General features: G+C 38.5%; 17 protein-coding genes and 6 tRNA genes. 9 read left to right on the forward strand and 14 right to left on the reverse strand.

Features of this window, described 5'->3' with window-relative positions:
- The first annotated feature begins 26 nt into the window (after positions 1 to 26).
- The 3 genes from EGS71_RS09285 to EGS71_RS09295 all read left to right on the forward strand — a co-directional run bounded on the left by EGS71_RS09285 (position 27) and on the right by EGS71_RS09295 (position 4,218).
- The gene (locus EGS71_RS09285; protein ID WP_000125649.1) at positions 27 to 602 is read left to right on the forward strand and encodes an SdpI family protein; all 576 of its coding nucleotides are present in this window, start codon (positions 27 to 29) and stop codon (positions 600 to 602) included.
- A 157-nt stretch (positions 603 to 759) separates the two neighbouring features.
- Positions 760 to 3,306 (forward strand): PepSY domain-containing protein, encoded by a 2,547-nt coding sequence (locus tag EGS71_RS09290; protein WP_000473058.1) that lies wholly within the window; start codon positions 760 to 762, stop codon positions 3,304 to 3,306.
- 126 nt (positions 3,307 to 3,432) lie between these two features.
- Positions 3,433 to 4,218 carry a YdcF family protein gene (locus EGS71_RS09295; protein ID WP_001198166.1) on the forward strand — a complete coding sequence of 262 codons (786 nt, stop codon included), beginning with the start codon at positions 3,433 to 3,435 and terminating at the stop codon, positions 4,216 to 4,218.
- Between the two features lie 222 nt (positions 4,219 to 4,440).
- Here EGS71_RS09295 and EGS71_RS09300 read toward each other — a convergent pair.
- The 8 genes from EGS71_RS09300 to EGS71_RS09335 form a co-directional block, all read right to left on the reverse strand.
- A tRNA-Val gene (locus EGS71_RS09300) sits at positions 4,441 to 4,516 on the reverse strand.
- A 66-nt stretch (positions 4,517 to 4,582) separates the two neighbouring features.
- A tRNA-Asp gene (locus tag EGS71_RS09305) sits at positions 4,583 to 4,659 on the reverse strand.
- A 39-nt stretch (positions 4,660 to 4,698) separates the two neighbouring features.
- Positions 4,699 to 4,774: transfer RNA gene (locus EGS71_RS09310), tRNA-Val, on the reverse strand.
- 21 nt (positions 4,775 to 4,795) lie between these two features.
- Positions 4,796 to 4,872 (reverse strand) — tRNA-Asp (locus EGS71_RS09315).
- 47 nt (positions 4,873 to 4,919) lie between these two features.
- Positions 4,920 to 4,996, reverse strand: a tRNA-Asp gene (locus EGS71_RS09320).
- Between the two features lie 24 nt (positions 4,997 to 5,020).
- Positions 5,021 to 5,096 (reverse strand) — tRNA-Val (locus EGS71_RS09325).
- 206 nt (positions 5,097 to 5,302) lie between these two features.
- Complete coding sequence (gene elsL, locus EGS71_RS09330) at positions 5,303 to 5,806, reverse strand: cell wall-recycling L,D-carboxypeptidase ElsL (RefSeq protein WP_000077299.1); 504 nt, start codon at positions 5,804 to 5,806, stop codon at positions 5,303 to 5,305.
- Positions 5,807 to 5,956: 150 nt separating this feature from the next.
- Positions 5,957 to 6,325 (reverse strand): YbaN family protein, encoded by a 369-nt coding sequence (locus tag EGS71_RS09335; protein WP_001259501.1) that lies wholly within the window; start codon positions 6,323 to 6,325, stop codon positions 5,957 to 5,959.
- A 104-nt stretch (positions 6,326 to 6,429) separates the two neighbouring features.
- Here EGS71_RS09335 and EGS71_RS09340 point away from each other — a divergent pair, with 104 nt between their 5' ends.
- The 3 genes from EGS71_RS09340 to dapE all read left to right on the forward strand — a co-directional run bounded on the left by EGS71_RS09340 (position 6,430) and on the right by dapE (position 8,842).
- Positions 6,430 to 7,338: a DUF1853 family protein gene (locus EGS71_RS09340; protein WP_001017525.1), complete on the forward strand. Its 909-nt coding sequence runs from the start codon at positions 6,430 to 6,432 to the stop codon at positions 7,336 to 7,338.
- Positions 7,339 to 7,436: 98 nt separating this feature from the next.
- Positions 7,437 to 7,580, forward strand: coding sequence for an entericidin A/B family lipoprotein (locus EGS71_RS09345; protein WP_001984826.1), 144 nt, complete (start codon positions 7,437 to 7,439; stop codon positions 7,578 to 7,580).
- 125 nt (positions 7,581 to 7,705) lie between these two features.
- Entirely contained in the window at positions 7,706 to 8,842 is a 1,137-nt protein-coding gene (gene dapE, locus EGS71_RS09350; protein ID WP_001016581.1) for a succinyl-diaminopimelate desuccinylase, read from the forward strand.
- Between the two features lie 35 nt (positions 8,843 to 8,877).
- Here the strand turns inward: dapE and EGS71_RS09355 are convergent, their stop codons facing one another.
- The 6 genes from EGS71_RS09355 to pilG all read right to left on the reverse strand — a co-directional run bounded on the left by EGS71_RS09355 (position 8,878) and on the right by pilG (position 17,497).
- On the reverse strand, positions 8,878 to 9,342 hold the full coding sequence (locus EGS71_RS09355) for a hypothetical protein (RefSeq protein ID WP_000678920.1): 465 nt from the start codon (positions 9,340 to 9,342) through the stop codon (positions 8,878 to 8,880).
- Positions 9,339 to 13,859 (reverse strand): Hpt domain-containing protein, encoded by a 4,521-nt coding sequence (locus tag EGS71_RS09360; RefSeq protein WP_000658895.1) that lies wholly within the window; start codon positions 13,857 to 13,859, stop codon positions 9,339 to 9,341. The genes EGS71_RS09355 and EGS71_RS09360 overlap by 4 nt, the downstream gene beginning before the upstream one ends.
- A gap of 146 nt (positions 13,860 to 14,005) precedes the next feature.
- On the reverse strand, positions 14,006 to 16,084 hold the full coding sequence (locus EGS71_RS09365) for a methyl-accepting chemotaxis protein (RefSeq protein WP_000505931.1): 2,079 nt from the start codon (positions 16,082 to 16,084) through the stop codon (positions 14,006 to 14,008).
- 46 nt (positions 16,085 to 16,130) lie between these two features.
- Entirely contained in the window at positions 16,131 to 16,667 is a 537-nt protein-coding gene (locus tag EGS71_RS09370) for a chemotaxis protein CheW (RefSeq protein WP_000729762.1), read from the reverse strand.
- Positions 16,668 to 16,727: 60 nt separating this feature from the next.
- Positions 16,728 to 17,090, reverse strand: a complete 363-nt coding sequence (locus EGS71_RS09375; RefSeq protein WP_000101096.1) for a response regulator — start codon at positions 17,088 to 17,090, stop codon at positions 16,728 to 16,730.
- Positions 17,091 to 17,113: 23 nt separating this feature from the next.
- A complete protein-coding gene (gene pilG, locus EGS71_RS09380) occupies positions 17,114 to 17,497 on the reverse strand; it encodes a twitching motility response regulator PilG (RefSeq protein WP_000389061.1) in 384 nt (127 codons plus the stop codon).
- Positions 17,498 to 17,779: 282 nt separating this feature from the next.
- Here pilG and EGS71_RS09385 point away from each other — a divergent pair, with 282 nt between their 5' ends.
- From EGS71_RS09385 to EGS71_RS09395, 3 genes are read left to right on the forward strand one after another with little or no spacing between them, the layout of a single operon-like run.
- Positions 17,780 to 18,418, forward strand: coding sequence for a hypothetical protein (locus EGS71_RS09385; RefSeq protein WP_002027721.1), 639 nt, complete (start codon positions 17,780 to 17,782; stop codon positions 18,416 to 18,418).
- 59 nt (positions 18,419 to 18,477) lie between these two features.
- On the forward strand, positions 18,478 to 19,596 hold the full coding sequence (locus EGS71_RS09390) for an efflux RND transporter periplasmic adaptor subunit (RefSeq protein ID WP_001260821.1): 1,119 nt from the start codon (positions 18,478 to 18,480) through the stop codon (positions 19,594 to 19,596).
- A 15-nt stretch (positions 19,597 to 19,611) separates the two neighbouring features.
- On the forward strand, positions 19,612 to 22,710 hold the full coding sequence (locus EGS71_RS09395; protein ID WP_000264365.1) for an efflux RND transporter permease subunit: 3,099 nt from the start codon (positions 19,612 to 19,614) through the stop codon (positions 22,708 to 22,710).
- The last annotated feature ends 44 nt before the right edge of the window (positions 22,711 to 22,754 follow it).

Below are 22,754 nucleotides of genomic sequence, written 5' to 3' on the forward strand. Positions count from 1 at the left end.
ACAGTTTACAATTTATTATTTGCACTATGACCGCGAAAACTTTATATGCTTATACGCTTCAGCCTGTTCCTTACGAGGTATCAGAAGCTGAGCAACGTAATGCACAACTTCTTATCTGGCGCAGCACCAATAAAATCAGCACAAAAATCTGGGCGATTATGGGCGTAATTTTAGCCCTTGCGATTTTAGGTCTTATCTTTATCAAGAACTACTCTACAGTGATTTGCTGGGTTGCTATTGTCTGTGTAGTACTTTATTACCTAGGCCGCAAATATGGTTTGGAATGGTACGTTAAGCGTAAGATGAATGAGTTTCCTGTGCAGGAAATCAAAGGTATTCGCTTAGGTGTACAACCTCACGGTATCGTAATGCGCCAGCAAATGGGCTTACAAGAAGGCGTTGGAACTATCGGATGGAAAAATATCTATGAATGGTACAACACCCCTGACTTTATTTTAGTTAACTTTAAAGTAAAAGATCCTAAAGGTCAGGAACAACAAGGTGCATATATATTGCCTAAACGTATGGACTCTAAAAACTTTTCTTTCAATACAATTCGTAAGCATTTGAAAGAAAGTGTAGGTGAACCGAAAACTTTATAATTTCACCTCTTTAAAAAGCCTCCTTTACAGGAGGTTTTTTATTATGCTAAAAATAAATGATAATGAAAATTAATATTATCTCCAAAATCCATATTATCTACTCAATCTTCGGCTATACTTCGTTACAAGATCTCCATCATATTTACATTATTCGACCATGTTTAAAAAGTTTTTATTTCAAATTCATTGGTTTCTGGGTATTAGTGCTGGCCTCATCTTATCCATTATGGGTGTTACAGGCGCAATTTATTCTTATGATCAGCAAATTTTAAAATGGGTAAATACAGATAGTTATGTTGTGCAAGTACAAAGCTCGCCTAAGCTTACCCCTGCTCAGCTTTACCAGCATTTCACAACAATCCAGCCTGAAATTAAAATTAATAGCATTACAATTGCCAAAGATCCTACCGCCTCATCTGTAGTAAACATTGAAAAAGAAGGCGAACGACGCGGCTACAATATGATGGTCAACCCTTATACAGCTCAGGTATTACCAGAGGTACAAGGTCGTAAGCTACTTTTATTAATACAACAAATTCACCGAAACTTAACTGCTGGTGAGTTCGGTAAACAAATTACCGGTGCTTGTGCCCTAATGCTCATATATTTTGTCTTGAGCGGATTATATTTACGCTGGCCGAAAAAGCACTCTGCACGTCAATGGCTTGCTGTCAAACCCAAACTTAAAGGTCGAAATTTTATTTGGGATTTACACGCTGTTGTAGGTACATGGGTTATTGTTTTTTATCTTCTTTTTGCATGTACAGGTCTATATTGGTCATATGACTGGTGGCGTAGTGGTATGTTCAAAGTATTAGGTGTAGAACAACCTAAAATGCAAGGCCATAGTGGATCTGGGCGAAATAAAGATCAATTGCCTAAAATTCAACTAGATAATGCTCAACTGATTACCGCACTTAACCAAACTTGGAGTGGTTTTAATAATCAGATTGGACGTGATTATTCGACTTTAACAGTTAACTTACCTAAAAAAGATGATGGAAAAATTGAATTAAGTTTTGTAGATGCAACGCCACAACACGAACGTGCACGTAACCAAGCTGTCTATAACTATAAAACTGCCAATATTGAAAAAATGGAGCTTTATGAAGATAAAAAGCTTAATCAAAAAATTATGAGCAGTATGTTACCTGTGCACCGAGGTAGTTTCTTCGGACCAGTTTATCAATTTGTGGCGATGCTTGCTTCTTTAGCTATGCCATTATTCTTTATTACGGGATGGATGCTTTACCTTAAACGCCGTAAGCAGAAAAAACTTACTCAAGCGGCTCGCCAGTCTTTAGCAGGCCATTATATCGATCAAAATGCTAAGCCTTGGTTAATCACTTATGCCACCCAAACTGGAGTTGCAGAACAACTCGCGTGGAGTACTGCAACGAGCTTACAAGAGGCGCATCAACCAGTTCAGGTTAAATCTGTACAACAACTAACCGAAGCTGATTTACAGCAACATGAACAAATATTATTTGTGATTAGTACCTATGGTACTGGAGAAGCACCTGACTTAGCTTCTAATTTTGCTAAAAAGTTATTAAAAACTAATTTAAGACTTCAACATATCAAATATGCAGTATTAGCTTTAGGCTCTAAGGAATATCCGGATACTTATTGTAGTTTTGGCCACACAGTAGATGAATGGCTTAAAAACAATGGAGCCAAAGCCCTCTTCGATACTATAGAAGTAGATAATGCAAATCCGGCAGATATTCAAAACTGGAATCAGGCGCTTGTAAAAGCAACTAAACTAGATTTGCATGCTGTTAATATCGAAAAAGTGTTTGATAATTGGACATTACAACAACGTGATTTACTCAATCCAAATAGTCTAGGTCAGCCTGCCTACAATATTGAACTTACTGCCAATCATGAAGCTATATGGCAAGCTGGAGACATTGCTGAAATACAACCAGGTAACAGCCCTGAACGTATTAATAAGTTTTTACAGCATCATCACATTCTTAAAAATGCGGTGGTAGACTCGCTACAGGTTTCTATTGAAAAGGCACTTTGGAATAAAGATTTAACTGGTGAAATTGAACCGTTTGCTAATCTGGACCATTTACTAGAACAACTTCCTACCCTACCAACGCGAGAATATTCCATTGCTAGCATCCCTTCTCAGCAAGTATTACGTCTAGTTGTTCGTCAACAATATGATGAGTCTGGTGATTTAGGTTTAGGATCAGGTTGGCTGACTCAACATACAGAAATTAATCAAAATGTTGCACTGCGTATCCGTACCAATGAGTCTTTTCATTTGATTGATGATAATCGTCCGATTATTTGTATTGGTAATGGAACGGGAATCGCGGGTTTAATGAGTTTACTTCATACACGAACTCGCCATAACTATACTGAAAACTGGCTAATTTTCGGTGAACGCCAACGTGCTCATGATTTCTTCTATGCATCAACCATTGAAGCTTGGCAAACGATGGGAATGTTAAAACGACTTGATCTTGCATTCTCACGTGATCAAGAACAACGTGTTTATGTTCAAGATATCATCCGACAAAATGCAGCGGAGTTAATCAACTGGATTGAACGCGGTGCAGTACTCTATGTATGCGGCAGTATTGATGGAATGGCAAGTGGAGTCGATCAAGCACTTATTCATATTTTAGGCGAAGAACAAGTCGATGAGTTAAGACAACAAGGCCGTTATCGCCGTGATGTTTATTAAATATCAATAAATAACAAAGCCGAGTAATAGCCAAAATGCTTTACTCGGCTTTTTATTACAATCAGCATTGAATTTGGAATGATTTTGCATACACTGTCTGCAATTTAAATTGCAGCTTTAAACACAATGCAAGTCAGTAAGTGGATTCGGATTTTCTTAGCAGTCATTGGTTCAATTTTATTTTTGGACGGCTTATTTCTAGCTTTTCTAAATAAAATTCATGTAGGCACACTTGTTCCTTTAGTTTTAGGAGCATTCTTCTGTCTTTATGCATTATTTTATTATCATTTAGAACGGTTTTTCTTCTATCACTATCGGCTTCATACTCTTTGGCGTTTTGGGTGGTTGTGTTTCTGGATTTGGTTAATTGGCTTAGGCTATTTTTTTAATTTTATTAAAGAAAATAAAGACGCAAGTCAAAATCTTCCCGCAGTTAAAGCAATTATTGTTTTAGGTAGTGGCGTCGAAAATGGACAGCCTTCAGCTATTCTTGCAAAGCGTCTTGACACAGCAGCTCCAGTTGCCCTTTCACAACCGCAAGCAAAGGTTATTTTAACAGGCGGTTTGGACTTTTCAGAAAAAGAACCTGAAGCATTAGTCATGTCACGCTACTTGAAACAACATTTTCATATAACAAAAGATCGAATGATCCTTGAAGACAAAAGCACAAGTACAGAACTTAATCTTAAAAATAGTAAACCTTTACTTGAACAAGCTCATATTAATGTTAATCAACCTATTGCAATTGTTACAAGTGACTTCCATACACCACGAGCTGGAGCTATTGCAAAGAAACAAGGCTATACACAGGTTTATATGGTCGCTGCAGAAACACCTTTAATTACTCGCTACAACGCTTGGCTACGTGAATATTTTGCGTACGCTAGTGGTTGGCTTCTAAACGAGTATTAATCTTGGTTCAGAAAGCTGCTATTGCTTTCCAGCATGGCAGCTTTAGTTAAACCCGCTAGTAATAATAATTTAAAGTAATAAAATCTGAACTCAAAAATTAAGTATGAAAAATAAAGGATTAACTAAAAAAAGATAAAATAGATAGATAAAAAATAGGAAGAGCAGAAACGCAAAAACACCAAATAAATTAGTGTATTTAATTTTTTAAATTTTAAAAAATTATGGTGGGCGCTGACGGGATCGAACCGCCGACATTCTGCTTGTAAGGCAGACGCTCTACCAACTGAGCTAAGCGCCCTGATTGAAAAAGACAACAATCGCAGTCTTTATACATTACATCCTCTAGATCAGGGAATCAAGAGAATGGCGCAGCGGACGGGGCTCGAACCCGCGACCCCCGGCGTGACAGGCCGGTATTCTAACCAACTGAACTACCGCTGCACTTGCAATACTTTAAAAATAAAGTATGGTCACAAATTATGGTGGGCGCTGACGGGATCGAACCGCCGACATTCTGCTTGTAAGGCAGACGCTCTACCAACTGAGCTAAGCGCCCTGCAAAAGCGTTTTATAAAAGTGGCGCAGCGGACGGGGCTCGAACCCGCGACCCCCGGCGTGACAGGCCGGTATTCTAACCAACTGAACTACCGCTGCACTTACACAATATCGCAATTGTGGGGTAAACGATGTTAAGTCTTAAGTGGCGCAGCGGACGGGGCTCGAACCCGCGACCCCCGGCGTGACAGGCCGGTATTCTAACCAACTGAACTACCGCTGCACTTGAGATCTTAACGTAAAGGCTTGGTGGGCGCTGACGGGATCGAACCGCCGACATTCTGCTTGTAAGGCAGACGCTCTACCAACTGAGCTAAGCGCCCTTAACGTCTTCATCGTTTGTGAGGTGCATTATAGAGAATCTTTAACAGGTGTCAAACGCTTTTCGACAACTTTTCAAAAAAATGCGAATGAATGATTAAAAATAAGTCATTATTAAGTAAAAAACAATTTTTTGTATTTTATTTAAGCACTTATTTTAATATTTTGATCATTCGGCTAATTAAACAATAATCTTTAAAATCCTATTTTAGGTTAAAGATTGTTCAGACAAATAAACTAATGCGTCTTCAGAGACTAAATCAAACAATTCAATGATTTCTTCATTACGCATTCGAATACACCCATGTGACATTGGAACCCCCATCGGTTCTTTATCAGGCGTACCATGAATATAGATATAACGTTGCATCGTGTCATGGCCTTCGCCTTTGTTAAAGCCCTCTTCTAAGCCATCTAACCAAAGAATGCGTGACAATATCCAATCTCGCTCAGGAAATTGTGCGGCTAATTCACTGCTATAGACTTCACCTGTGGGCTGCCGTGCAATAAAAACTGCATTTTTGGGAGATTGCATACCAAATTTCTTAGCAACCCGATGCCATCCACGTGGGGTTTTACCCGTATTATCTTGTTCCCCAATTCCATTTTTGCCAGTAGAGACCACGTAAAACTTATTATGTTTAGGTAGACTTAAAGTTTGATTTGCTAAATCGATAAGAATATCTGCATCTTCAAGTTTAAATTGGGACATCGAATTTCTTCTCTTATATCAACTCAACTATTTTGAGCTTTAATGAAAAATTATGGGAAAGCTTGTCTTGCGCCAAAGTTAAAATATTATCAATCTTCTTTGCTCTACGCGCAGTTTTACTGCTTGTCTTGCGCCAAAATTAAAAGATTATCAATCTTTTAATTTTGGCTCAGGACGTAGCCATAACCAAATTGCAACAACAAGCATGGTAGTATCGGTAAAGACCTTGACCCAAAACGGCGCCGAAGTAAACAGCATCAGAATACCACTTGCGGTCATCATAATGGTTGCAATCCACTTTGCCTTACGCGGTACTGTCCCATTTGCTCGCCAGTCCCGCAGGGTTGGTCCATACTTGGGGTGGTTTAACAACCACGCATCCATCTGAGGCCATCCCTTTGAGGCCGCCCAAGCAGCCAGAATAAGAAACACTGTTGTCGGCATGCCTGGTAAAATTGCTCCAATAATACCAAGCGTGATAAAAATCACGACCAGAGTTCGCCAAAACAATGTTCGCATATATAAACCTTAAGCTATTGTTACTCGTAGTATAAAGTGTTTTTCTGGTATTGTTTTGTTGATTGACCATGAAATTTGGATGAATTATTTCGAGTACTCAACGTATGAATATTGCCTCAATTAAAACATCCTATTTTGAGCCATGGTTACAGTTCAGTCACCCAATGGTAAGACAATTGGCCTTTACAATTGCCAGCCCGAACCTACTTAGCCAACTTCCCTGCAGCCTTACTATTCGACATAGTTTTCAATTACATACAGATAAAAATTGGGAACAACATTTTCAAAATTACTTCCCCCGCTTAAAGCAGCTTGATGAAGCACCAGAACCTTTACTTCAATTTATGTCTCGGCTTAAGAGCACACGCTTAGGTTTACGTTTTGAAAATTTACTTTGGTTTTGGCTACGAGAAGATCAATATCATCCTTATCAGTTATTAGGCCATAGCATTCAAAAAATTGATGGAGCAAAAACTTTAGGTGAACTCGATTTTTTAGTTTTAAATCAAAATACTCAAGAAATTGAACATTGGGAAGTTGCTCTAAAATATTACCTAGGTGAAGGTCAATTAAATTTAGAACAATGGATTGGTTTAAATAGACAAGATACTTTAAGTAAAAAGCTTTACCACTTTACTGACAAACAATTTCAATTTTCAGAAGCTTTGGGCTTTAAAGTTCAACAACGTTTCGCTGTCTTAAAAGGACAACTTTATCTTCCTCTAAATTTACCTCAAGAACAGCCTATTCCTGAATGGGTAAATTTAAAACGTCGCTTAGGTACTTGGGGTACAGAAATCCCTAAATCTGACTTTTACCGCTTAGAAAGACATGAATGGCTTTGCCCTCATCAAAAAGCGAGTTCAAACACTGCTTATTGGTGGACTGATGGCCTATATTGTCAAAATATTAATGAAACCCGATTTTATATGTTCAGGCACCCTGCTTTACTAAGCTTAAAACCTTCTCTCATCAAAAATAATGGAGTTTTACAAGAGACCATGTCCTTATAGAAACAATTTATAACGTTTTTACTATTAAACAATCATGTTTCTTTTTCCGTTTGTTTTTTAATCTAAATTTACTTCATTATTAAATTTATACGGAGAAAATGATGAAAAAAGTTTTAGTCGCATCTGTAATGGTGGCATTTGTTTTAACAGGTTGTAATACGTTCAAGGGTTTTGGTCAAGATGTCTCTAAAGCTGGTGATGCTGTAACTAACACCGCACAAAAAACTGAAAATAAAATGTAAGTTATGCTTAACATTTAAAAACCTTATCGTTTCGATAAGGTTTTTTTATTTTTAAATACCCATCCCTTAGAGATTCGCCTATTATATCGGACTATATTTCACCTCATCAGTACGCAATTTCCGGTATGAACCACTCAGACACTCTCTCGCTTAGCTTAGAACTTCTACAACAGCCTTCTGTTACTCCTATTGATCATACTTGCCAAACTATTATGGCTGAGCGCTTAGCTAAGGTTGGCTTCCATATTGAACCTATGCGCTTTGGAGATGTCGATAATTTATGGGCTCGACGTGGAACCGAAGGCCCTGTATTTTGTTTTGCTGGTCATACCGACGTAGTACCAACAGGACGTTTAGACGCTTGGAATTCAGATCCATTTGCACCAGAAATTCGCGACGGCAAATTATATGGTCGTGGTTCAGCAGATATGAAAACTGCATTAGCTGCAATGGTAGTTGCATCTGAACGTTTTGTAGCAAAACACCCAAACCATAAAGGTTCAATTGCTTTTTTAATTACTTCAGATGAAGAAGGTCCTGCTGTTAACGGTACAGTTAAAGTCATCGAAACACTGGAAAAGCGTAATGAAAAAATTACTTGGTGTTTGGTTGGTGAACCATCAAGTACTCATAAATTAGGTGATATTGTTAAGAATGGCCGTCGTGGTTCTCTTAATGCTGTATTGAAGGTTCAAGGCAAACAAGGTCATGTAGCTTACCCACACTTGGCACGTAATCCAATTCATGAAGCATCGCCAGCTTTAGCTGAGTTATGCCAAACAGTCTGGGACAATGGCAATGAGTATTTCCCTGCAACTTCATTCCAGATTTCAAATATCCATGCAGGTACTGGCGCAACCAATGTGATCCCTGGTGCTTTAGAAGTTACTTTTAATTTCCGTTATTCAACCGAGGTTACAGCAGAACAGCTTAAACAACGTGTTCATGAAATTTTAGACAAGCATGGCTTGCAGTATGAAATTGTCTGGAATTTGTCTGGCTTACCATTCTTAACTCCAGTAGGTGAATTAGTTAACGCAGCTCAAACTGCTATTTTAAATGTGACTGGTACTGAGACTGAGCTTTCAACAAGTGGTGGTACATCTGATGGGCGCTTCATTGCTCCAACAGGTGCACAAGTTTTAGAACTCGGTGTTCTAAACGCTACTATCCATCAAATTAATGAACATGTTGATGTACATGATCTTGATCCATTAACTGATATTTATGAGCAAATTTTAGAAAATTTATTAGCTCAATAAAATAAAGAAGGAACTCAAAAGAGTTCCTTTTTCTTTTATAAACCAAGTAATTTTTCAATATATTCTAAGTTAGGTATATAGTAGCGTTGATCTTGCATACGCACATATTTAAATACTGCTGGATGTTGTTCAGCCTCATGCTCATCCATTTCATCGACAATTTCAGAAATACGCAGACGAGTAGAAACTGGCATTGTTTTACAGATTAATGCAAAACGTTGGCTAATATCTTCCCCTTCAATCACTAATGCTACTGCATGTTGATCAATTGTGTTATGTACTGAGTAGACCGGTAGCTTCACATCATGCCATTCAATATGTTTTATGCCATTTTTTACATCCATGGCAGACAACACGATGTTTTGTGGCAATAGCATAGGTACCTGATCGTTACATTCAATGATATAGGCATCAATAAAACCAGTTGAAACCGTAATAAGATGCTGTAGCTCTTGTTGGTCCATATTAGCGATCAATGATGTATTTACACTACCTTTCATGATTTGACCTCACTTTCAGACGCTACAAGTAAAGCATCGATATTCTCTAGTAACTCTTCTTCTTGGAAAGGTTTACCCATATATTGACTTACACCTAACGAGAATGCTCGTTCACGATGTTTTTCGCCTGTTCTAGATGTAATCATAATAATTGGCATGTATTGATGCATATCATGATGTCGTACAAGATTGAGAACCTCAAAACCATCCATACGTGGCATTTCAATATCAAGTAGCATCAAATCTGGCTTAATATTTTCTAACTGCTCTATGGCGTCAACACCATCTTTAGCCGTAACCACATCATAGCCTTGACGTTCAAGCAATCGGGACGTGACCTTACGTACAGTTACTGAGTCATCTACAATCATGATGAGGCGGCGTTCATCAGACTCTCGTTGTCTATACACTGCTTCACTAAGTTGTTTATGACGCTGAGTTGACTGAATTTGTCGCGCAATATTTTGTCCATCTAAAATTAAGCAGACCTGTCCATCACCTAAAATTGTGGCGCCTGCAATTGCTCCAATGCTAGAGAACTGTTGACCAATTGGTTTCACTACAATTTGTGCTCGAGAGCCAATTAACTGGTCAACAAGTAGTGCCACAGTTTGGCCATTATTGGCTTTAATCATTAACACAGGTAATGAATACATCACACCATTTAAACGTGGTATGGGTTGGTTACCAACAAATTCAGAAAGATAACGTAATGGATAACGTTTATTTTCATACTCAAATAGTTCTTGAGGACTTTCAAAATACTGCTCTAAAGAGGCTGGTGACACTCGAATAATTCGATCGATTTGAGCGAGTGGAATCGCAAATTGTTGATCTGCCACTTTAACCATTAAGGCATCACTTACCGCTACTGTAGTCGGTACGCGAATCGTAAATGTTGTTCCCTGCCCATAGACGGATTCAACGCTGACATGTCCACCCAAAGACTTAATATCACTCTGCACGACATCAAGACCTACACCACGTCCGGAAATCTGAGTGACTTGCTCTGCTGTACTTAAACCCGGATGGAAAATAAGTTGCAGTATGTCTTGCTGTTCTAAGTCTTGTTCTGGCTTGATCAATCCGGCAAGGAGTGCTTTCTGACGTACTTTTTCAACATCAATGCCTTGACCATCATCACTAAAGACAACCACAACATCCGTACCTTGACGCTGAATATTAAGTTCAATACGCCCTGTTTCCGGTTTATTTGCTTGTTGCCGCTGCGCTCGGTCTTCTAAACCATGGTCAATTGCGTTTCTGAGCATATGCTCAAGCGGAGTCACTAACCGTTCTAAAATGTTGCGGTCCAACTCACCTTCCGTATTATTTACGAAAAGCTCAGCAGGTCTATTCAATGCTGTAGACGTCTGACGAACAATTCGTTGTAAACGCGGCAATAAACGCGAAAATGGGACCAAACGTGTCCGCATTAAACCTTCTTGAATTTCCGCTTGAATTCTTGATTGTTGTAAAAGCAAACTTTCGGTATCTCTGATCTTGTCAGATAACGTATTTTTAAAGTCGACCAAGTCCGATGCAGATTCAGCAAGCGATTTCGACAATTGATTTAAAGATGAATATTGGTCCATCTCTAATGGGTCAAAGTCAGTATAACGAGAATGTTCAATTCCATGTTTAGCAATAATCTGTGTTTCTAACTCACCTTCCATTCGTCGCAACTGATCGGCAAGTCGTTGAATCGCCAGCTCCATTTCAACCAGTGTATGGCTAAATTGGCTTAAGTCCATTTCAATTCGTGAACGGTTAATGGAGTTTTCACCAGACAAATCAATCATTTTCTCGATTAAGTCGGCTGAGACACGGATCATTTCATTATTCTGATCCAGACGCTCTGTTTGCTCCCACGCTCCCATCATTGGTGGAGGCTCTGTACCATCACCTTGTATAAAGGTCATCACAGGTTCTGAGCTAAACAAGTCCGCTCTAGTTAACTTAGTCGGAATCTGGATTGTAGTTTCAAAGAATTGAATATTTTCTAAACTTTGCTGTAATCCATCGAAATGCTGATAGTTGTGGTTGAAAATTGCATCTTTTAACCATGCAATCGCACTTTCTAATAAATGATCATAAATATTCGAATTGAAGTGATGTAGCGCAAATTGTTCAAAAGCATTTTCTAGTTGGTAGGCAATTGCTTGTACGGCTTCTAAACCCACCATCCGTGCACCACCTTTTAAACTGTGCACGGCTCTTTGAAGCTGAAGCAAAATACTACGGTTTGTACGCTGTTCAAACCATTGTTTTAATAGCGACTCAGCCATTTCTAACAATTCAGTAGCTTCTTCTAGGAACGTCTGTTCAACAACAGCCTCAATGTCCTGTTCATCAGCTGCAATTTCACTCTCTTGCGATGTAACCGAGGTAATTACTTCAACTGGAGTAGCTAACTCGGTAACCGCTGTATCGAATACCTGATCGTGATGAGTTTCTAGCTTTGCAAGAGCAGGTTCAAGTTCTACTGGTATCTCATCTATTATTATTTCAGATATCACCTCTTGCTCAGAGAATACCTCACTTTCAGCATCAAATGCCTCAACCACTGATACAGGTTGGAAGTTAGGATTTTGACCCGCTCGTTTTAATGCGTTAATTGTGTAAGGAGCTGCATAATCTAGTTGTTGTTCACGCATGATTTGTAAACGATCAGCCAAGTCATCTTGAACCAAACGAATAAAATCAATTAAATCTGAAGTTGCTACTAATTGCTTTTGAATTAAACGCTCATAAATGCTTTCTAATTCATGGGCAATCAAACCAAGATACGTTGCCTGAACCATATTTGCTCCCCCTTTCAAGGTATGCAAATAACGCATTAGGTTGTTCAGAGCTGCAAAGTTTTCTTGCTCACCTACCCAAATATTAAGATCGGTATCAATTCCCTCAAGTAATTCTTCAGCTTCCTCAAGAAAGATATCTAAAAGATCAGCATCAAAATTTCGATTCACTTGTGTAGATGAAATATATTGTCGATCTTGCTGCACACTTTGACCTAATATCGCCCAGTCTGCAGAGTCTGAGAAATTCTCTACAGTAGCTACTACTTCTGGCTCTGGTTCAATATTGGATATTGGTTCAAAAGATGTCGAATCCTGCTGAGGCAGGTCATTTGATAGGTCTGGAATGTATTGCGTATAAAGTTTTAATTCTTCTAAAATACTTTGATGTTGCTTAACAACACCGACTCGTTGACCAGCAGCTAAAGCATCAAATAATTGAATGAGCTGTTGATGTGCTTTTTGATAAATTTCAAATATATAGTCTGATTGTAATAACGCAGGTTTATCAAGCAGTACTTCATAACTTTCTTTAAGTTGGCTGGTATATTCATGTAAACCCAGCATTGCTTGAGAATGTGTATGTTGCAGTAATAAATCAGCCTGTTCACTTAGGCGTTCAAGATAATCAGGAAACTCATTACGAATTCCCTTCTCAAAATCTAATTCTGCATCCAATAATTCAGAAACATCTAATTGTAATAATTGCGATACCAAGCCATGAGAAGGCATTAACGGATCTGTTCGGTCACCATGTTGCTCAACATATGCATCCCAAAATTGATTAAATTGCTGCAATCTCGCTTCGAGCTGTTCACTTGAACTATATCTAGATAGTAGTTCCAAGCTATCTCGAACAAACTCACGATATTCTTGTAATAATAAAATTTCTTCAGAGTGAGAAGATAACTCTTCTTGTAGCAGTATTTTAAATAAATGCTCAACTTTGGTACTGGCCTCGAAAATTGTTTCGACCTGTGCCATTGCAGAGCTACCACGCAAAGTATGTAAAGCACGTATTAAAGCATTGTAACTGTCGTACTGATGTAACTCTTGATCTAAGAATTGATGAATCGTGGCTAAATGTTCTTCCGCCTCTTCCATAAATAAGGTCAAAGTTTCATCTAGATTTATTTCAATTTCAGTATGTGTAGCTTGAATGATTGGCTCAGCTAACGAATCTTGTTCAATATAATCTAGCTCAAGACCAGTCACTGTTTCGGCCATAAGCGTATTTGAAAGTTGTAAAAGCTCTTCTAAAGCTGGCTCTAAACTTTGCTGTTGTTGTAGTTGTTGGCCTAATAAAATAAGAGGTCTGAAATCTAAGGTATGTGCTCGTTTTTGCTTAAAATTATCTACTAATTTAAGGAAATAGAACTTAAATACTAACTGCACATAGCTCTGAATAGTTGGCGTTAATTGTAAGCTTTGGTTGATTACCCGGTTGAGTGTATCTTCGACTGTCCACGCAAGCTCAGCTGAAGATTTAGCGCCAATCATTCTTCCGGAACCTTTTAAGGTATGGAAATGACGACGAATTTCAGTGAGCGTAGCAATATTCTCAGACTGCATCCATTTATTTATCAAAGGTTGCAAATCAACAAAAATCTCTTCAATTTCTTCAATGAAGATCTCAAGAAACTCAGCATCTTGTTCAGAATAGCTATCTTCAGGTAGCGTCATTGCTTCAGTTAAAGTTTTTAATATTTCTTTCATAGCAAAGGCTTCTTTTGCTTACCCCCTGAGTGGGGAAAACTACAGAGTCAACACCAGAAAAATAACTATCTCCCCAATATTTGTCTGGCGCTGCTCATACTTTTAAAAGAATAGCGATATGAGAATAGCTATTCTTATCCCCCAATTTAGTCAGGTAATTTAAAGTCCGTTACTGACTCACGTAATGACTCTGCCATATTCGCCAACTCTGATACGGAGCGAGCAGTGTCAAACGTTGCCGTTGTTGTTTGCGAAGTAATTTCTTGTACAACCGTCATGGTGGTTGCAATGTGACTCGCAGATGCTGACTGAAGTTTTGCTGCGTCGGAAATGCTCGCAATCAATTTTGCCAAGTCACCCGATACTTTTTGGATTTCATCCAGTGCAATACCCGCATCTTTTGCCAAATTCGCACCACGTACAACTTCTGTTGTTGTTTGTTCCATTGAAATAACAGCTTCGTTGGTATCGGTCTGAATTGTTTTAACCAGTGTTTCGATCTGTTTGGTTGCAGATGCTGAGCGCTCAGCAAGGCGTTGAACTTCGTCGGCAACCACGGCGAAACCACGACCAGCCTCACCTGCCATAGATGCTTGAATTGCTGCATTTAATGCAAGGATGTTCGTTTGGTCTGCAATATCGTTAATGAGCGATACGATGTTACCAATTTCTTGAGAAGACTCACCTAAGCGCTTAATACGTTTAGAAGTTTCCTGAATCTGCTCACGAATAGTATCCATACCTTCAATTGAACGATTTACCACTTGTGCACCATTTGATGCAATTTGTACTGAACGCTGTGCTACTTCCGCAGATTCAGAAGCGTTGGCAGATACTTGGTCAATTGACTGTGCCATTTCATTCATGGCAGTAGAAGCACCTGCAATTTCTTGCGCCTGATGTTCTGATGCCTCTGCTAACTGGTTAGTAATACTTTGCGTATCTTGTGTGTAGCGTGCAACTTCCTGAGAGGTTTCATGAATTCGTGAAACCAAATCTCGAAGTTGGTCAATTGCGAAGTTAATCGAGTCGGCAATGGCACCCGTAAAGTCTTCAGATACAGTTGCATATGAACGTAAGTCACCATCCGCCAAATCGGCAATTTCATCAAGTAAACGTAAAATCGCATTCTGGTTACGGTCATATTCTTCCTGTAATCGAGCAACACGTTGCTTATCCATCACACTACGTAGTGTAATTAACTTGAATACAGAGAAAATTAGTCCGCCTAATGAAAGAATAAGAACAGCACCTAAAAATAAGGTGAGCCAGTTCTTTCTTGCAACATCAGATAAATGTCCTAGACTTTCCAACATTACATCCGATTTAGAGAAAATCTGAGAAGAAGCCTGACGAACATTGACAATCTGGCTACCATTTTTTAATACCGTTGCAGCAGCAGATTTTAAGACTTTGTCATATTCAGACTTAATACTTTCTAAAGATTCACGTAAAGCCGGATCAGCAATACGATCAACACCTAACTCGGCATTACCATTCAGTTCAGCATTTAAATAGGTACCAAAAGTCTCAATATCGACACTAAAGTCACTAGTTGATACATTTCCGTCCGTACCACTTAACACCGAGTTAATCGAACGTAAAATACGCTCTGCAATAAATACCTGGTTTTTAGCAATAATTACCTGACTACTTGGCAAACCTTGGCGAGCCATTTGATCGACCATCAAGTTATATTCTGCCTGAATCTCTGGAACCGTTTCACTAATCGAGATGTTGGTATCATATAACTGGTTAAGAACTCGTTGATGTGATGAAATCAAATCAATATTTTTTGAAACCTCACCCCATATTTTCTCAACTTTTTGATATTCATCGGTCGACTTACCGTGAATATTTTCAATTTCAAGTAAGTTCTCATCAAAGTCTTTTTTAGATTGCTGTAGCTTTGTGATCGCCTCTTGAGAACCCGACTCTGTTGCTTCAGTTGCTTGTTTAGAAATGGTTTGAGATAACAGACGTAACTCACCAAGACTTCGAATTAACTGGTTATGACGAGGCACATTATAAAATAGATAAGCTAATGAAATTAACGCACATACTAAACATAACAGCGCTGCATAAAGGATAGGCTTGGACTTTTCACTTTCCCCAAATAAACTGGCAAACTGCTCAATTTTTGACTGGATTTTTGCAATAAAATTGACACTCGATTTTCCGGTAGCACCGCGATTGCCACTTTTCTTTTTAAGTTTAAAGCCCATACAGCTTCTCCCCAGAAAAATACGCTGTTCATTCACAGCATAAAAATTAGTTTATAAATTTTGTCGATGCGTTCATGTAGTGTGGGTTTTGCAATAACCGACTAAATAAAAAGACATGCCAATGTTGATTGTGTTGGTGAAAATACCCTTGGCAATATTCTTTTAGGTTTTCCTCTAAGTCTGAACTCTGAGAAAAAAAACTTTTTTTATTAAAGTGCTGAATCCCCAAAACCTGATCCACAACCAACCCCACATACTGGTCATGATGGCTAATACACAGCACTTTTTGGGTAGACGAAAATGAACTCCGCTGCCCTGAAATAAAATGAGCCAAATCAGATACCGAAAGTAATCTTCCACGAATGTTTGCCAATCCCTTGACCCAACTTTGAGTATTTGGAACTGGTGTATATTTCGGTGGATAGATAACTTCTGACACTTCCCCAAGTGGTGCGACGAAGTATTGCCCTCTCATTTCAAAAGCAATTCCTGACCATCGCTGTGCTTCATTTTGAACTGAAGCGTAATTCTTATTACCCCGTTTAGACAAACGAAGTAACTCGATAAATCCATTCGCTGCCATACTCGATCCTATAAAACGGGCGTATTTATCCCGTTATTTATGTTTTTATGGATGGATGAGTTAATTTAGAAATTGTTTAATTACATCAATTAATTGCTTTTCTTCGATTGGCTTGATTAAGTAATCGATTGCGCCTTGACGTTTACCCCATACTCGGTCAGTTGCCTGATCTTTAGTACTCACAATCACCACTGGAATATGCTTCGTGTCTTCATCACGGGTAATCTGGCGCGTTGCCTGAAAACCATTTACACCTGGCATGACCACATCCATTAATACCAAGTCAGGCTGCTCAGCTTTTGCCAAAGTCACACCATCTGCACCGTTAGATGCTTCAAGTACGTCATAGCCATGCTTAGTTAGGATTTCTTTAAAACGAAAAGTTTCTGTTGGTGAGTCATCAACAATGAGAATACGTGCCATTTCTTTTGCCCTCAAATTACTTATTATGAACTTACATGATTACGAATCGCATTTAGCAATTCATCTTTGCTAAAAGGTTTCGTCAAGTATTCATCTGAACCTACCACACGCCCTTTTGCCTGATCAAATAAACCATCTTTACTAGAGAGCATGATAACGGGAATGTTCTGATAATTTTGAGAATTCTTAATCAGAGCACAAGTTTGATAACCGTCTAAACGAGGCATCATGATATCTACAAAAACAATATCCGGATTCGCTTCAGCAATTTTAGATAAAGCTTCAAATCCATCGACAGCAGTAATCACTTCGCAACCTTCGCGTTGCAATAGAGTTTCTGCGGTACGGCGAATAGTTTTTGAGTCATCAATAACCATTACTTTCAGATTTTGGAATGCATCTTCCATTTAATCTTCCATCCCCATAACATAAAATATAAATGCAATTTAACTTAAATTTGTTTTTACAGATTTATACGCATTTTTAACATATCTATACTTCTATTTTCAATGAAAGCTTTTTGTCTACTTTCTCATTTATAAACAATAACTTTTAACCTCATCACACTTTCAAAAAAATTATCATTTTTTTTATAATGTCGATATTTTTATTCAGTTAAATAATAACTAATATATTTAAGATTAATTATTTAAAAATAAGTGACTTACCTTTCTTTTTTGGGGAATTTTATGAATAAGCGGATGAAATATGCCTTTTATAGGAACTGCTTGTCTGTATCTATAGGCATTGCCTCTTGCGGAGCACTGTTTTTCTCTTCCCCAACGTTGGCTGCCAATGCAGCTCCTAAAGCTGTCTGGTATCGTTATTATGATCAGCATGGTATTGCAAATATTAGTACATCCGTAACGCCGGCTCATATTCGCTATGGATATGAAGCACTCGACCAGAATATGCAGGTCATTAAAAGAAATCATCCTTATAATTCTGAAGCCGATTTAAATCAGTCCTCACAGCGTGCATTATCAGCTCGATATAGAGAAGAAGATAACAAATTAAAAAGAGCATATAGCAATAGTAAAACTGCGACGATTAAAAGAGACCAAGCATTATTGGCAATTAAAAAACAAATAAATTATCAGCAGGACCAACTGAGCCAATTACAACAAGACAAAATTTTATTTAAGCGGCAAGAAATGGAATATTTTCGTAAGGGTGAACAAGTTCCCGAAAGACATAAAACCTTGATTGAAAACAATCTTATGAATATTAATAAGGTTAAACAAACACTTGAAATACTTTCGAAAACCTATAATCGCACCAATAAAGATTATGAAAATATTATCGAACGTTTAAAAAAGCTTGAATAAGGTTACAGCTTTATCAAGAATAGGGGCAAAATAAAATTTGAATTACAGGATGATGCTGTATGCGCACAACGCATCTTACCCCTTCTACTTTTTTTAAATTAAGCTTGATCAGTCTGAGTTTAATCTTAGCTGCATGTAACCAGCAAGAAGTACCAAAAACAACAGCATCTGAACCTAAAAAAATTGAACTCATTCCTCAAGATTTAATTCCTGTAAAAGAAGGCTCACTCGCCGCTCAAACCGCTTTTACAGGAACTATTCGTGCAGTACAACAAAGTTCTATTCAAGCCCAAGTTAGTGCAACAGCGACTGCCGTTACAGCCAATGTAGGTCAAAAGGTACAAAAAGGCCAAGTTTTAGTTAGATTAAATAATCAAGACAACGCTGCACGCTTAGCTCAGGCACAGGCTAATCTTGCTTCTGCTCAGGCACAAGCAGAACTTGCACGTAATTTGATGAACCGAAAACAAAGATTGCTCAATCAAGGCTTTATTGCCCGTGTAGAGTTTGAACAAAGTCAGGTGGATTATAAAGGTCAACTTGAAAGTGTTAGAGCTCAACAAGCCAATGTGGATATTGCTAAAAAAGCTGATCGAGACGGTATTATTACCAGCCCCATTTCAGGTGTGATTACGAAACGACAAGTTGAACCGGGACAAACCGTTTCGGTTGGACAAACATTATTTGAAATCGTTAATCCGGATCAATTAGAAATACAAGCGAAACTACCTATTGAGCAACAATCTGCCTTAAAAGTAGGTAGCTCTATCCAGTATCAGATTCAGGGTAACTCGAAACAATTACATGCCATACTGACCCGTATTTCACCTGTAGCAGATCAAGATAGCCGACAAATTGAATTCTTTGCGAGCCCTAAAGAAGCGATTGATTCATTAAGTATTGGTGCGTTCATTAACGGTATTATTTTGCATAATGATAGCAATCAGGGACAAACCATTCCTTTAGATAGCATTCAAAATCTGCAACATGATCCTTTTGTATGGGTAATACGCAATCAAACGATTCAGAAAGTCAAAATTCGAGTGGTTGAGCAACGATACAACGAAAATATCGCTTTAGTTCAGGGTTTACAAAGTACAGATCAGGTAAGTCGTATCCAGTTTGAAGATTCTGATATCAATAAAAAAGTGACGCTTACAACCGAAAAAAATAAATAAGGTAGCAAATAGCTTATGTGGTTTACCCGAATTAGTGTGAAGTACCCCGTTTTTACCATCATGATGATGCTCAGTCTAATGGTACTCGGGTTAGCATCTTGGAAACGTATGACCGTTGAAGAGTTTCCAAATATTGATTTCCCATTCGTAGTTGTCACTACGCAATATGCGGGTGCTTCACCTGAAGCAGTTGAATCGGACATTACCAAAAAACTCGAAGATCAAATCAATACCATTTCGGGTATTAAACAAATTACTTCACGCTCAAGTGAAGGGCTTTCGATGGTGATTGCAGAGTTTAATCTTGATACGTCTTCGGCAATTGCAGCACAAGATGTTCGCGACAAAATTGCTCCAGTTATTGCCCAATTCCGCGATGAAATTGATACACCGATTGTACAACGCTACGATCCATCATCTAGCCCAATTATGTCAGTCGTGTTTGAATCGAATAGCATGAGCTTGGCTCAATTAAGCTCCTATGTAGACAAAAAAATTGTACCTCAGCTTAAAACTGTTTCTGGTGTGGGTAATGTCAATTTACTAGGTGATGCTAAACGTCAAATTCGGATTAAGGTTCATCCTGAACAATTACAAAGCTATGGTATTGGTATTGATCAGGTCATTAATACCCTAAAAAATGAAAATATAGAAGTACCTGCAGGAACCTTACAACAAAAGAATTCTGAACTGGTTGTTCAGATTCAATCAAAAGTCATCCATCCTCTTGGATTTGGTGATTTAGTTATTGCTAATAAAAATGGTTCCCCTATTTTTCTAAAACAAGTAGCAACCGTTGAAGATACTCAAGCAGAACTGCAATCAAGTGCTTTTTATAATGGAAGAACAGCGGTTTCTGTCGATATTTTAAAAAGTTCCGATGCTAATGTAATTCAGGTTGTTGACAAGACTTATCAAACCTTAGAGAAGCTAAAAGCTCAAATGCCTGCGGGTTTGAATTATAAAGTTGTCGCTGACAGCTCTAAAGGTATTCGTGCTTCAATTAAAGACGTTGTTCGTACCATTATTGAAGGAGCGGTCTTAGCAGTTTTAATTGTTTTACTCTTTTTGGGTTCTTTCCGGTCCACTGTCATTACAGGTTTAACCTTACCGATTACCCTACTTGGCACATTAACATTCATCTGGGCGTTTGGGTTTAGCATTAACATGATGACACTGTTGGCCCTGTCACTGAGTATTGGTCTATTAATTGATGATGCGATTGTGGTTCGGGAAAACATTGTCAGGCATACAGAGCTCGGCAAAGACCATGTCACTGCGGCTTTAGATGGTACTAAAGAAATTGGGTTAGCAGTACTTGCAACCACACTCACCATTGTAGCGGTATTTTTACCAGTTGCCTTTATGGGAGGCTTAATTGGGCGTTTCTTCTATCAATTCGGGGTAACTGTAAGTACGGCTGTTCTTATTTCCATGTTCATCAGCTTTACACTCGACCCAATGCTTTCCGCACACTGGAAAGATCCTGTAAAGAAAAAAGAGAGTCGACTGCAACGTTTCTTTAACTATATTTCTAATTTATTAGATGGTCTGACGCACATCTATGAAAAGCTTTTAAAGCTTGCCTTACGCTTTCGTTTCATCACGGTCATTATTGCAATTGTTTCATTGGTTGTGGCATTAGGCTTATCAAAAATGATCGGAACCGAATTTGTACCTACACCAGATAAAGGTGAAATTCGTATTCAGTTCGAAACCCCTGTTGATTCTTCTTTAGAATATACCCAAGCAAAATTACATCAAGTTGATCAGATTATTAGGCAATTCCCTGATGTCGTTTCTACTTATGGAGTGGTTAACAGTGAAGTCGACTCCGGTAAAAACCATGCAGGTTTAGGAGTCACCCTAAAACCAAAACAAGAACGTAGCGCAGACCTGACAACACTCAACAATGAGTTCCGTGATCGTTTACAAAGTGTAGCTGGCATCCGAGTGACTTCAGTCGCTGCTGCTCAAGACTCAGTGTCTGGTGGTCAAAAGCCAATCATGATTTCTATTAAAGGATCTGATCTAAATGAACTACAAAAAATCTCGGATCGTTTCATGGCTGAAATGGAAAAAATTGATGGTGTGGTCGATTTAGAAAGCTCTTTAAAAGAACCTAAACCGACTTTAGGTGTACATATTAACCGTGTACTGGCCAGTGATTTAGGTTTATCTGTTTCTCAAATTGCGAATGCGATTCGACCACTCATTGCAGGTGACAATGTCACAACATGGGAAGATCGTGACGGCGAAACTTATGATGTGAATATCCGTTTAAATGAAAATAAACGTGTGCTTCCCCAAGATGTACAGAACCTATATCTCAACTCGAATAAAACCAATGCAAATGGGCAAAATATTTTAGTTCCATTAAGCGCCGTAGCCACAACCCAAGAAAAACTTGGAGCTTCGCAAATTAACCGACGTGACCTTGAACGTGAAGTTTTAATTGAAGCAAACACTTCAGGACGTCCAAGTGGGGATATCGGTCAAGATATCGATAAAATGCAAAAAGCATTCAAATTGCCAGCTGGTTATACCTTTGATACTCAAGGGGCAAATGCCGATATGGCTGAATCTGCGGGTTATGCGTTAACGGCAATTACCCTTTCGATTGTATTTATTTATATTGTGTTGGGTTCTCAGTTTAATAGTTTTATTCACCCTGCTGCGATTATGGCATCTTTACCATTGTCCCTGATTGGTGTCTTCCTGGCCTTATTCTTATTTAGGAGTACCCTAAATCTATTTTCAATTATTGGCATTATTATGCTGATGGGGCTGGTAACCAAAAACGCGATTTTGCTTATCGACTTTATTAAAAAAGCGATGGAAGATGGGATAAGTCGTTATGATGCTATTTTACAAGCAGGCAAAACCCGTTTACGCCCAATCTTGATGACAACAAGTGCGATGGTAATGGGTATGGTTCCATTAGCTCTAGGTCTAGGTGAAGGTGGTGAACAAAGTGCACCAATGGCTCATGCTGTAATTGGTGGCGTTATTACCTCTACCTTATTAACTCTTGTGGTTGTCCCCGTCATTTTCACTTATCTGGATGACTTGAAAAACTTTATGCTGCGTCAAACCCGACGATTCATGTCATAATGCAGCGACTATCGTATAATCCGCGTTTTTATAACGCTTAACTT

Origin of the sequence: Acinetobacter sp. FDAARGOS_559 (assembly GCF_003940475.1) — a bacterium.
Lineage (GTDB): Bacteria > Pseudomonadota > Gammaproteobacteria > Pseudomonadales > Moraxellaceae > Acinetobacter > Acinetobacter baumannii.

Coding starts and splice junctions, on each gene's coding strand:
- EGS71_RS09285 (WP_000125649.1), top strand. CDS start 27: ATGACCGCGAAAACTTTATATGCTTATACGCTTCAGCCTGTTCCTTAC.
- EGS71_RS09290 (WP_000473058.1), top strand. CDS start 760: ATGTTTAAAAAGTTTTTATTTCAAATTCATTGGTTTCTGGGTATTAGT.
- EGS71_RS09295 (WP_001198166.1), top strand. CDS start 3,433: ATGCAAGTCAGTAAGTGGATTCGGATTTTCTTAGCAGTCATTGGTTCA.
- elsL (WP_000077299.1), bottom strand. CDS start 5,806: ATGTCCCAATTTAAACTTGAAGATGCAGATATTCTTATCGATTTAGCA.
- EGS71_RS09335 (WP_001259501.1), bottom strand. CDS start 6,325: ATGCGAACATTGTTTTGGCGAACTCTGGTCGTGATTTTTATCACGCTT.
- EGS71_RS09340 (WP_001017525.1), top strand. CDS start 6,430: ATGAATATTGCCTCAATTAAAACATCCTATTTTGAGCCATGGTTACAG.
- EGS71_RS09345 (WP_001984826.1), top strand. CDS start 7,437: ATGATGAAAAAAGTTTTAGTCGCATCTGTAATGGTGGCATTTGTTTTA.
- dapE (WP_001016581.1), top strand. CDS start 7,706: ATGAACCACTCAGACACTCTCTCGCTTAGCTTAGAACTTCTACAACAG.
- EGS71_RS09355 (WP_000678920.1), bottom strand. CDS start 9,342: ATGAAAGGTAGTGTAAATACATCATTGATCGCTAATATGGACCAACAA.
- EGS71_RS09360 (WP_000658895.1), bottom strand. CDS start 13,859: ATGAAAGAAATATTAAAAACTTTAACTGAAGCAATGACGCTACCTGAA.
- EGS71_RS09365 (WP_000505931.1), bottom strand. CDS start 16,084: ATGGGCTTTAAACTTAAAAAGAAAAGTGGCAATCGCGGTGCTACCGGA.
- EGS71_RS09370 (WP_000729762.1), bottom strand. CDS start 16,667: ATGGCAGCGAATGGATTTATCGAGTTACTTCGTTTGTCTAAACGGGGT.
- EGS71_RS09375 (WP_000101096.1), bottom strand. CDS start 17,090: ATGGCACGTATTCTCATTGTTGATGACTCACCAACAGAAACTTTTCGT.
- pilG (WP_000389061.1), bottom strand. CDS start 17,497: ATGGAAGATGCATTCCAAAATCTGAAAGTAATGGTTATTGATGACTCA.
- EGS71_RS09385 (WP_002027721.1), top strand. CDS start 17,780: ATGAATAAGCGGATGAAATATGCCTTTTATAGGAACTGCTTGTCTGTA.
- EGS71_RS09390 (WP_001260821.1), top strand. CDS start 18,478: ATGCGCACAACGCATCTTACCCCTTCTACTTTTTTTAAATTAAGCTTG.
- EGS71_RS09395 (WP_000264365.1), top strand. CDS start 19,612: ATGTGGTTTACCCGAATTAGTGTGAAGTACCCCGTTTTTACCATCATG.